The sequence below is a fragment of the Nocardia sp. NPDC003345 genome, assembly GCF_053589395.1.
The window spans coordinates 1-11,185 of sequence record NZ_JBSFRU010000220.1 but is presented as its reverse complement, the minus strand read 5'-3'; the positions used below and the strand labels follow the sequence as shown (position 1 = coordinate 11,185).

General features: G+C 66.4%; 9 protein-coding genes. 7 read left to right on the top strand and 2 right to left on the bottom strand.

The features are described from left to right. The 7 genes from ACWDU1_RS21930 to ACWDU1_RS21900 form a co-directional block, all read left to right on the top strand. The coding region (locus tag ACWDU1_RS21930; RefSeq protein ID WP_450001053.1) for an acyl-ACP desaturase at positions 1-830 on the top strand (830 nt) is incomplete at its 5' end. Between the two features lie 16 nt (positions 831-846). Then, positions 847-1,098, top strand: coding sequence for an acyl carrier protein (locus ACWDU1_RS21925; RefSeq protein WP_450001051.1), 252 nt, complete (start codon positions 847-849; stop codon positions 1,096-1,098). After that, entirely contained in the window at positions 1,098-2,165 is a 1,068-nt protein-coding gene (locus tag ACWDU1_RS21920) for a ketoacyl-ACP synthase III family protein (protein WP_450001049.1), read from the top strand. Before ACWDU1_RS21925 ends, ACWDU1_RS21920 begins: the two co-directional genes overlap by 1 nt. A gap of 316 nt (positions 2,166-2,481) precedes the next feature. Continuing rightward, a complete protein-coding gene (locus tag ACWDU1_RS21915; RefSeq protein ID WP_450001047.1) occupies positions 2,482-3,714 on the top strand; it encodes a cytochrome P450 family protein in 1,233 nt (410 codons plus the stop codon). 315 nt (positions 3,715-4,029) lie between these two features. After that, positions 4,030-5,223 carry a cytochrome P450 gene (locus ACWDU1_RS21910; RefSeq protein ID WP_450001046.1) on the top strand — a complete coding sequence of 398 codons (1,194 nt, stop codon included), beginning with the start codon at positions 4,030-4,032 and terminating at the stop codon, positions 5,221-5,223. Positions 5,224-5,319: 96 nt separating this feature from the next. After that, on the top strand, positions 5,320-6,240 hold the full coding sequence (locus ACWDU1_RS21905; protein ID WP_450001045.1) for an SDR family oxidoreductase: 921 nt from the start codon (positions 5,320-5,322) through the stop codon (positions 6,238-6,240). Between the two features lie 575 nt (positions 6,241-6,815). Next, the gene (locus ACWDU1_RS21900; RefSeq protein ID WP_450001043.1) at positions 6,816-8,411 is read left to right on the top strand and encodes a serine hydrolase; all 1,596 of its coding nucleotides are present in this window, start codon (positions 6,816-6,818) and stop codon (positions 8,409-8,411) included. A 57-nt stretch (positions 8,412-8,468) separates the two neighbouring features. Here the strand turns inward: ACWDU1_RS21900 and ACWDU1_RS21895 are convergent, their stop codons facing one another. Further along, on the bottom strand, positions 8,469-10,862 hold the full coding sequence (locus ACWDU1_RS21895; RefSeq protein WP_450001041.1) for an ATP-binding cassette domain-containing protein: 2,394 nt from the start codon (positions 10,860-10,862) through the stop codon (positions 8,469-8,471). A gap of 163 nt (positions 10,863-11,025) precedes the next feature. Further along, positions 11,026-11,185, bottom strand: a 160-nt coding sequence (locus tag ACWDU1_RS21890) for a VOC family protein (RefSeq protein WP_450001055.1), incomplete at its 5' end; no start/stop codon positions are given.

Genomic DNA, 11,185 nt, shown 5'->3' with positions numbered 1-11,185 from the left:
ATCAATTCGTTCCGTGGAGCGAGGGCTCCAACTTCGACGGTCCACTCGGAGGCGACCCCTGGGAGCCGGGTCAGAGCAGGCTGTCCGAACACGCACGAGCCTCACTGATCGTAGGACTGCTCGGGGAAGACAACCTGCCGAGCTACTTCTACACCATCCTGTCCTCGCACGGAAACAACGGCGCCTGGGCCGAATGGGTGCGCCAATGGTCCGCCGAAGAAGCCCGGCACTCCGTGGTGCTGAGGGACTATCTGCACACCACCCGGGCCGTGGACCCCGTCGCGCTGGAACGGGCGCGGATGGCGCATATGGCGAACGGGTACGTCAGCGCGCACGAGGGCGACGGGGTGCTGCGCACCATCATGATGCTCAGCATGTCGGAACTGCAAGCTCGTGTGGTGCACCGCAACACCGGAATGCTCAGCAACGACCCGATCTGTGACCGCATCATGGCCCGGCTGGCAGCCGACGAGAATCTGCACATGATCTTCTACCGAAACCTGGTGGAAGCCGCACTCGAAATCGACCCCGAGGAAGCGATGGTCGCACTCTGCGACGTGATCACCGTCTTCGGCGGGCCGGCCCAGCAGATACCGGACTTCGCCGCGTTGTCGCGCCAATTCATCAAGGCCGGCGTCTACACCAGCCGCATGCATATCGACGCCGTCATCAACCCATACATTCGGCACCTGCGTCTGCTCGACCGGACAGACCTGGGCCCGGCCGGACGGCAAGCACAGGACCGAATCGGCCGCTACGTCAATCGGATCGAATTGGCATGCCGCCGCTTCGAATCCATGCGCCAAGACCCACCGCTCCGCACGAACTGATCGAGGGAAGCCGACCATGCCGTACTCCACCGAAACAGCAGGCGTCGCCGTGTGCGATCTGTTCGCCCAAGAATTGAAGACACCAGTTCGGCTCGAAAATGTCATCGAGCAACTGCCCAATATCGAATCCGTACGATTCATGCGGATTCTCACCCGTATCGAAGACCATTTCGACATCGTCTTGGACGACGAAGCGGTATTCGGCGCGGCGACCGTCGGCGAACTGGCACAAATCGTCGCGGAACAATCCTCGGGTACGCCCATCTAATGGGAATACTCGCCGCGATAACCAGATCCACCCAGACCCGGCCCGCCACGCAGACCACCGCGAGAACCACACTCGCGGTGGGGATCGCCGCCGCGACCACCTGCCTGCCGGAACGGCGCGAAACCGCACGGGGCGCCGGTATCGACGAGGACGACGCCGAAATATGCGACCTGGAAGGATACCGGCGGATACCCGTCTGCGACGGCGACCCCGTCACAGATCTCGCGGTCCCCGCCGCCGTCGACGCCCTGCGGCGCAGCGGTCATCGACCATCCGAGATCGACCTCGTGATCTACGCCTGGCTCGAAGACCAGGGCGACGCCATGCCCATCCCGCATACCCGCCTGGCCCGGCTGATCGGTTCGCACGAGGCGGTGACAATCGGCATCCAGCAGAAATCCGGTGGCGGCGCCATCGCGCTCGAACTGGCCGCCGAAATGCTGAACAGCGGCCGTTACCGGACAGCGCTGATCGCGACCGGCGATATCTTCGACCACGACCCGCATACGAGGTGGGTGCGCCACGGCAGCCAGGGGATCCTGCTCGGCGACGGCGCGACAGCCGCCGTACTGGATCGACGCGCGCACCCGCTGGTGGTCCAGGCCATCGCCTCGGCGGGGCGACCGGACACCGAATTGCAGTTCTCCCAGCCCACCGCCACCTCCGGCTCCGAACCCGTGGAAAAGGTCCTGAACCCCGCCGCGATCCCCGCAATGCGAAACGCGATCTCAACCGCTGTCGCCGACGTCCTGGGCACCACCGGACTCGAACCGGATGACCCCGCGATCCGCTTGGTCGCGTTCAGCAGACTGGGCCGCACCCTGCTACGCCGCGTCTACTACCCCGCACTACCCAAAGGGCTGCCACGACCACTCGAATTGACCAGCGAAACCGGCCACCTCGGTGCCGGCGATCTGCTCGCCAACCTGGCGCACATTCAGGACCATCGCCTGATGGCACCGGGTGAGTACGGGTTGCTGATCAACGTCGGCATGGGGTTCAACGTCACCGCCGTCGTCGTGCGGGCCGACACCGGGGATGAGGGGGGAAAAGACCCGATCGCCTGAACCGAACGACCGCGGTTCCACACCGACAGGCCCGGCAACAGACGCCGAGCGGCCCGGGCCACCCGGCGCTCACGATCGACACCGGACTCGTCGTCCGGTGTCCGGGCCGATAACACCGGCATCGCACGAGCAATTCAATTGTGCACAAACGCATTTCGGTCCGCACTTCGGAAGGCGCGATCCCGGAGAGTATGTGATGCTCGGATAGGCAGGGGAGGAGGAAGCGTTGCGCACTCCGCGGCCACCGCGCTCACCGACCCGCCGCCCCTCCCGTCTGTCTCAGCCCGCTATATCAGCCCCGCGTAAAGGAAAACCTATGACCGATCCCCAGACCGACACCGTCGCGCCCATAGTCCTCGACGTCACCGGCGCAGATATCGCGGGTGAGGCCGCGCGGCTCAGGGAACACGGACCGATCGTGCCCGTGACGCTACCCGGCGGCGTGCGAGCCTGGTCGATCACCGACTACACGATCCTGCGCGAACTCCTCGCCAACCCGCTCATCTCGAAAGACCCCCACCAGCACTGGCCCGCGTTCATCAACGGCGAGATCCCGGCGGACTGGCCGCTGGCCCTCTGGGTGTCGGTACGCAACATGTTCACGGCATACGGGACCGAGCACCGCCGCCTGCGCAAACTGGTGGCCCCCGCGTTCACCAACCGGCGCACCCAGATCATGAAACCCCGGATCGAAGCCCTCGTCACCGAACTGCTCGACGCACTCGCCGAGCGACCGGCCGACGCGGCGGTGGATATCCGCGCGGCGTACGCCGAACCCCTGCCGATCCGGGTGATCACCGAACTCATGGGCGTCCCGCACGACCTGCAACCTCCACTACGCGTCTGCGTCGACGAACTGTTCTCCGGCACCCCCACCCGCGACGCGGTCGAGAACTATATGGAGTTCCAGCGCACACTCGGTGAACTGATCGCACGCCGGCGGACAGAACCCGGCGACGATCTGACCAGCGCACTCATCGCGGAACGAGACGACGAGGGCGACCGGCTGACCGAGCAGGAACTCGCCGACACACTGCTGCTGATGATCAGCGCCGGCTTCGAAACAACCGTCAACCTGCTCGATCAGGCAATCTACATACTGCTCACCGACCCCGAACAGCTGGCCGCCATCCGCACGGGGAAGGTCACCTGGTCGGATGTGATCGAGGAAACCCTGCGTTACGCGCCACCGGTCGCCCACCTGCCCCTGCGCTACGCGGTCGCGGATATCGACGGCACACCCATCAAGCAGGGGGACGCGGTCCTGGCAAGCTTCGCACCCGCCAACCGCGACCCCGCGATCCACCCCGGCCTGCCCGACACCTTCGACCCGACACGGACCTCCAAGGACCACCTGTCGTTCGGTCACGGCGCCCACCACTGCCTCGGCGCACCCCTGGCCCGCCTCGAGGCCGAGATCGCACTCCCGGCTCTGTTCGCACGTTTCCCCGATCTCGCATTCGCGGTGGACCCCGAAACGATCGCCACGAACGCCAGCTTCATCGCCAACGGGCACACCCACCTGCCGGTGTACCTCCGCGGCCGTTGACCTCCCGTGTACCCCGCCCCGGCGCGACGGCGGGGTACACGGCCGGGCGCGCGACGCGGCGGAGGATGACGAGTGCTCGCTTCCACCGGCCACTTCGCATATGCGCCAAATCGCAACGCACGCAGATTGTTACGGCGCACTCTCGGTTACAGTCATTGCGACCTTTACCCCGAGATTCACGAGCGCAGGCGCCGACCTCACCCGCGCGCAATCTCATCAGAACGAATCAGAGTAATCGACCCGGAAGTTCATGGAGCAACATCGTTGACCACTGACCAGAACCTCAGCGCCCGCCCTGTCGTACACGGATCGCCCTTGGGAAGCGCTGCCGGGTTCGCCCTGTACACCCAGGAATTCGCGGCCGACCCCCATCGCATCTATGCCCAGATGCGGCAGGTGCACCGGTCGCTCGTCCCGGTGGAACTGGCCGAAGGTGTACCCGCGACCCTGGTCATCGGACACGGTGCCGCGGTCAAGATCCTCAACGACCCCGACAGGTTTCCCGCGGACCCGCGCGCCTGGCAGCAGGATCTGCCGCCCGAGAGCCCCGTCAAGAGCATGATGGAATACCGGCTCAACGCCCTGCGGAACTCCGGCACCACACATGCCCGATACCGGCAGCCGACGGTGGCGGCCCTGGCCGGGGTGGATCCCTACGGCCTGCACCGAATGGTCGGCGAACGGGCCCTGCCGCTGGTCAACGCCTTCTGCGGCGACGGGTCGGCCGAACTGCTGCAACAGTACGCGTTCCCGCTGGTGTTCGATGTCCTCAACATCATGATGGGCTGCCCCGACGAAGCAGCCACCCAGCTCGTCGAAGCGTTCGCGGCCATGTTCGAAGGCGGTGACGCCGACACCATCAACGCGAAGATCTTCCACGCCTTCTCGGCGATGATCGCGGCCAAACGCGAAACCCCCGGCGACGACATCACCACCCGGCTGCTGGCCCACGCCCCGGGATTCAGCGACGAGGAACTGATCGACCAGCTCCTCACCATGTACGCGGCCGGAATCGAACCGGGCGTGAACCTGATCTGCAACGCCCTGCGGCTGATCCTCACCGACCAGCGCTTCGCCGGTGACGTGCTCGGCGGTAGCCGATCGGTCCGCGTCGCGCTCGACGACGTACTGTTCAACGACCCGCCGATGGCCAACTACTGCATCAGCTACCCGCGCCAGCCCACCCTCGTCGACGGTGTCTGGCTACCCGCTCATCAGCCCGTCCTGATCAGTATGGCCGCATGCAATACCGACCCCGCGATCCGTGGCGCCGGAAACGTCGAAGCCAACCGTTCCCATCTCGCGTTCAGCGCCGGACCCCACCGGTGCCCGGCGAAGGATCCCGCCTGCATGATCGCCGAGGTCGCCGTCGAGCAACTCCTCGACGTCCTACCCGAAATGGAGTTGGCCTGCGCTCCCGAGGAACTGCAATGGCGCGCGGGGCCGTTCCACCGCGCACTCGCGTCACTGCCGGTGAGTTTTCCGCCCTCCGCACCGCTTCCCATCTGAGCCCACGGGCTCCGGAGGGCCCGGCCGGAGAAGGGCGCCGCGCATGCCGGCGACACGGACCTTGACCGTCGAACCGGGTGCGGCCACCCTCTGAGGATGGGCGCATCAGCTGATCAGCGGGCATTGTCCGGCCGGGTCGCGGTGGTGGCCGGCGCGACCCGGGGTGCGGGGCGGGGGATCGCCGCCGGGCTCGGGGAAGCGGGCGCGACCGTGATCTGCACCGGCCGGAGCAGTCGTCGGGGAGGTACGGCGTCGGATTACCACCGCCCGGAGACGATCGAGGAAACCGCGGAATTGGTCACCCGGCTGGGCGGGAGGGGAGTGGCGGCCCAGGTCGACCATCTCGACAGCGCACAGGTGCGACGGCTGGCCGAGCGGCTGCGCGCCGACTACGGCACCATCGATATCCTGGTCAACGATATCTGGGGCGCGGAGAAACTGAAGGGCGCACCGGCCGAGTGGAATACGCCGATCTGGGAGCACGACCTCGATCGCGGGCTGCGGATACTGCGGCTGGGAGTCGAGACCCATCTCGTCACGGCCCATCATCTGCTGCCACTACTGGTCACGAAGCCGGGCGGGCTGTTGGTCGAGGTCACAGACGGCACCCGGGATCACAACGCCTCGGCGTATAGGATCTCCGCGTACTACGACCTGGCGAAGTCGGCCGTGAACCGGCTGGGCTTCGCACTGGGGCACGAACTCGCCGGGTACGGCGGCACCGCGATAGCCGTTACGCCGGGCTGGCTGCGGTCGGAGATGATGCTGGACAACTATCACGTCACCGAAACGACCTGGCGTGACGCCCTGTCCGAGCGCCCGGGCGGCCTGTCGACGGCACCACCGGGGTTCGCGGCATCGGAGTCGCCGCGCTTCATCGGGCGGGCTGTGGCGGCGGTCGCCGCCGATCCGCATCGCGACCGCTGGAATCAGCGGTCGGTGACCACGGCCGAGCTGGCGAGAGAGTACGGCTTCACCGATATCGACGGCCGGGTCCCGGATAGCTGGAAGGCCTGAGGGAGGGACCCGCGCAGCCTAGTTGACATAATGTAGATTATCGGCGTTTTGGTGCGGTTCGGTTTCCGAGGTGGACATATCGGCTGATCTTCCAGGCGATCACACGTAATGGCCCGCATGGTCGCCATCGCACGGCGTTGAAGGCCGTGCATCCGGGAACCGGAAGCCCGTCTGCGCCCGAATGAATTCGCGGTGCATGATTATGTCAACTCACGACTGCCGAAAACGCCGACCGGCTTCCAGCGGCTGTCGACCGTCAGGCGCAGCGGGTGCTCGTGTGCGAACCCCGTGAGACCTCGGTATACCGGCGGGCCGATGGCCGAGGGTCGAGCCTCGTGACGGGCGCATCGCGCTCCGGGAAGCGTCGGCCCACTCCCCTCGTCGCCCGGATTATCAGCGGCAATATCGTCACTGTGACGCAATTCGGGCTGGGGGAAGGAGTCATGGATCCCGAGGCATCAAAGGCGGACAGGCTGCCCGACACGGCACGTCCGCGGTTCTCGGATGGGACCGAGCGCTGAGGCTAGGCTCGGATCGACTGGGCTCGTGTCAGCGACGACCTCCGGAGGCGAGCTATGCGCAGACGTCCGCTGGTAGCGATGGGTATCGCGGTGGTGACGGCCGCGGGACTCGTCGTCGGATGTGGGAGTGACGAACCCGTGCCGACCGCCCAGACCGCCGCGCCGGACGACGACTCCGCCGGGCCCGCACAAGCGGCGGGCGTCGCCATACCGAACGGCCGGGTCGAGCATATTCTCGATCGTGTCGATCAGCGGGCGAACGAACTGATGCGGACGACGGGGATTCCGGGAATGGCGGTCGCGGTCGTATACGACGGCAAGGTCGTGTATCAGAAGGGGTTCGGCGTCCGCGACGTGGTCAGCAGGCTCCCGGTGGATCCGGAAACAGTGTTCCAGCTGGCGTCGATGTCCAAACCGATCGGGGCGACCGTGGTGGCACGGCAGGTGCAGGAGGGCGCGGTCCGCTGGGATACGCCGATCCGGGAGCCTGCCCCGTGGTTCGCCTTGAACGATCCCTATGTCAGCGACCATGTGACCATCGGCGATCTCTATGCGCATCGGTCCGGGTTGCCCGATCACGCCGGAGACGAACTGGAGGATCTCGGATTCGATCGCGCGAGCATCCTCGAACGGCTGCGGTTGCTGCCGCTGGGACCGTTCCGGGACTCCTACGAATACACCAACTTCGGGGTGACCGCGGCGGCCACGGCGGTGGCGGAGGCATCGGATACGGAGTGGGCGGAACTGTCGGAGCGGTCGCTGTACCGGCCGCTGGGGATGGGGTCGACCAGCTCCCGGTACGACGATTTCCTGGCTACCCCGGACCGGGCGAACGGGCATGTCCTGGTGGACGGCACGTATCGCCGCAATGAGCAGGGCCGGCAACCGGACGCGCAGTCCCCCGCGGGTGGAGTGAATTCCTCGGTGCGCGATATCGCCCGGTGGATGACGATGGTCCTGGCGGACGGTTCGTTCGAGGGCAATCAGGTGGTCGCCCCGGAGGCCTTGCTCCCGGCAGTGTCCCCGCAGGCGGTATCGGTGCCACCGGGCGCTCCGGCCGCGCGGGCCGGTTCCTACGGGTTCGGATTCAACGTGAACGATTCACCTGCGGGCCGCGTGGTGCTGAGTCATTCAGGGGCATTCAACGGGGGCGCGGCGACCGCGTTCACGGTGATCCCGTCGGCGGATGTGGGGATCGTGACGCTGACGAACGCCGCGCCGGTCGGGGTGCCCGAGACATTGAACGCCGAATTCGCCGATCTCGTGCAGTTCGGAGAGGTACGCCAGGACTGGTGGGAGCTGTACCGGGATGCGTTCGCGCAGATCAACGCCCCTACCGGTGAGCTGGTGGGGGCTTCGCCGCCGCGCGATGCGGCGCCGGCGCAACCACTGGACACCTATACGGGTGTGTACGGGAACGACTACTACGGTCCGGCGACGGTGGCGGCCGATGACGAGGGTGCTCTGCTCCTGACGCTGGGTCCGGGCCGGGTGACGGTTCCGCTCCGGCACTGGGAGGGTGACACGTTCGTCTTCTCGCCGAATGGTGAGAGTGCGAATCCGGGCACGGTGTCGCAGGCGCGTTTCGACGGCGACCGCTTGTGGCTGGAGTTCTACGATACGGGCGGTCTCGGGACGTTCACGCGCTGACGGGAGTAGCCGGGCGGACCTCCGGAGGGTCCACCCGGCTACTCCCCTGCACGTTGCCTATCGGGCGCCGATGTATTCGGCCAGGTGCTTGCCGGTGAGGGTGCTGCGGGCGGCGACGAGATCGGCGGGGGTGCCTTCGAAGACGATGGTGCCGCCGTCGTGGCCGGCGCCGGGGCCGAGGTCGATGATCCAGTCGGCGTGTGCCATAACCGCCTGGTGGTGTTCGATGACGATCACCGATTTGCCGGAGTCGACGAGGCGGTCCAGCAGGCCGAGCAGGTTTTCGACATCGGCGAGGTGCAGGCCGGTGGTCGGTTCGTCGAGGACGTAGATTCCGCCCTTGTCGGCCATCTGGGTCGCCAGTTTGAGGCGTTGCCGTTCGCCGCCGGAGAGGGTGGTGAGTGGCTGGCCGAGTTTGATGTAGCCGAGGCCGACATCGACGAGCCGGTCGAGGATTTTGTGCGCGGCGGGGATGCGGGCGTCGCCGGCGCCGAAGAACTCCTCGGCCTCGGCGACCGACATTTCGAACACTTCGGCGATATTGCGGCCGCCGAGGGTGTATTCGAGGACCTGGGCCTGGAAGCGGCGGCCTTCGCATTCCTCGCAGGGCGATTCGACGGTGGCCATGACGCCGAGGTCGGTGTAGATGACGCCGGCGCCGTTGCAGGTGGGGCAGGCTCCTTCGGAGTTGGAGCTGAACAGGGCGGGTTTGACCCCGTTCTCTTTGGCGAAGGCTTTGCGGATGGGGTCCAGCAGGCCGGTGTAGGTGGCGGGGTTGCTGCGCCGGGAGCCCTTGATCGGGGTCTGGTCGACCGTGACGACCCCGTCGAGTCCGGTGACGGAGCTGCCGATGAGGGAGCTCTTACCGGATCCGGCGACGCCGGTGAGGACGACGAGCACGCCGAGCGGGATATCGACGTCGACGTCGCGCAGGTTGTGGGTGTCGGCGCCGCGGACCTGCAGTGCTTCGGTGAAGGGCCGGACCTCCGATTTGAGGGTGGCGCGGTCGTCGAGGTGGCGCCCGGTGAGGGTGTCGCTGGCGCGCAGTCCGTCGATACTGCCTTCGAACATCACCTGGCCGCCCTCGGTGCCGGCGCGCGGGCCGAGGTCGATGATGTGGTCGGCGACGGCGATGACCTCGGGTTTGTGTTCGACGACGAGGACGGTGTTGCCTTTGTCGCGCAGTTGCAGCAGCAGTTCGTTCATGCGCTGGATATCGTGCGGGTGCAGGCCGATGGTGGGTTCGTCGAAGACGTAGGTGACGTCGGTGAGCGAGGAGCCGAGGTGGCGGATCATTTTGGTGCGCTGGGCCTCGCCGCCGGAGAGGGTGCCGGCGGGGCGTTCCAGGGACAGGTAGCCGAGGCCGATCTCGACGAAGGAGTCGAGGGTTTCGCCGAGGGCGGTGAGCAGCGGGGCGACCGAGGGTTCGTCGAGGTCGCGGACCCAGTCGGCGAGGTCGCTGATCTGCATGGCGCAGACGTCGGCGATATTGATGCCCTTGATCTTGGAGGAGCGGGCCTCGGCGCTGAGGCGGGTGCCGCCGCAGTCGGGGCAGCGGTCGAAGGTGATGGCCCGGTCGACGAAGGCGCGGATATGCGGCTGCATGGCTTCGCGGTCCTTGGACAGGAACGATTTCTGGATTTTGGGGATGAGGCCTTCGTAGGTGACGTTGATGCCTTCGACCTTGATGCGGGTGGGTTCTTTGTAGAGGAGGTCGTTGAGCTGTTTCTTGGTGAATTTCGCGATGGGTTTGTCGGGATCGAAGAAGCCGCAGCCGCGGAAGATGCGCCCGTACCAGCCGTCCATGCTGTATCCGGGGATGGTGAGGGCGCCGTCGTTGAGGGATTTGGTGTCGTCGTAGAGGGCGGTGAGATCGAAATCGGAGACCGAGCCGCGGCCTTCGCAGCGGGGGCACATACCGCCGGTGATGCTGAAGGTTCGTTTTTCGCGTACGGTCTGCCCGCCTTTTTCGACGGTGACGGCGCCGGCGCCGCTGATGGAGGCGACGTTGAAGGAGAAGGCCTGGGGTGAGCCGATATGGGGGGTGCCGAGGCGGCTGAACAGGATGCGCAGCATGGCGTTGGCGTCGGTGGCGGTGCCGACGGTGGAGCGGGGGTCGGAGCCCATGCGTTCCTGGTCGACGATGATGGCGGTGGTGAGGCCGTCGAGGACGTCGACGTTGGGGCGGGCCTGGTTGGGCATGAAGCCCTGAATGAACGCGCTGTAGGTTTCGTTGATCAATCGCTGCGATTCGGCGGCGATGGTGCTGAAGACCAGGGAGCTCTTCCCCGACCCGGAAACCCCGGTGAATACGGTCAGCCGGCGTTTCGGGATCTCGACGCTGACATCTTTGAGGTTGTTCTCCCGCGCGCCGTACACGCGGATCAGATCGTGGCTGTCGGCGAGGTGCGGCTCGGACGTCTGCCGCACGGTCTTCGTGGCCATACTCATCTGGTCTCCTGGTCTCCCTCTGCTGCTCGGGCCGCACGGCCGCGCCGCCACCGTCCGGTCGATCCAATCAGAACGCGGTGACATTTTTTCGTTGCGCCCACCCTCGGGTATCGAAGGTTTCACCGCCGGCGCTACCGCACAGGGCAGGCGCTCTCCGGCCCGCTCAGCCGATCTGCTGGATGCGGATCATATTCCCGGCAGGATCACGGACGGCGCAGTCGCGAATTCCGTACGGCTGATCGGTGGGTTCCTGGACGATTTCGGCGTCACCGGCCTGGAGCCGGTCGAACATACCGTCGAGGTCCGCGGTGGCGAGGTTGATC

Bases quoted from the DNA above. Each gene is read 5' to 3' on its own strand.
- ACWDU1_RS21920 (WP_450001049.1), top strand. From the start codon at position 1,098: ATGGGAATACTCGCCGCGATAACCAGATCCACCCAGACCCGGCCCGCC.
- ACWDU1_RS21925 (WP_450001051.1), top strand. From the start codon at position 847: ATGCCGTACTCCACCGAAACAGCAGGCGTCGCCGTGTGCGATCTGTTC.
- ACWDU1_RS21900 (WP_450001043.1), top strand. From the start codon at position 6,816: ATGCGCAGACGTCCGCTGGTAGCGATGGGTATCGCGGTGGTGACGGCC.
- ACWDU1_RS21915 (WP_450001047.1), top strand. From the start codon at position 2,482: ATGACCGATCCCCAGACCGACACCGTCGCGCCCATAGTCCTCGACGTC.
- ACWDU1_RS21905 (WP_450001045.1), top strand. From the start codon at position 5,320: ATGGGCGCATCAGCTGATCAGCGGGCATTGTCCGGCCGGGTCGCGGTG.
- ACWDU1_RS21895 (WP_450001041.1), bottom strand. From the start codon at position 10,862: ATGAGTATGGCCACGAAGACCGTGCGGCAGACGTCCGAGCCGCACCTC.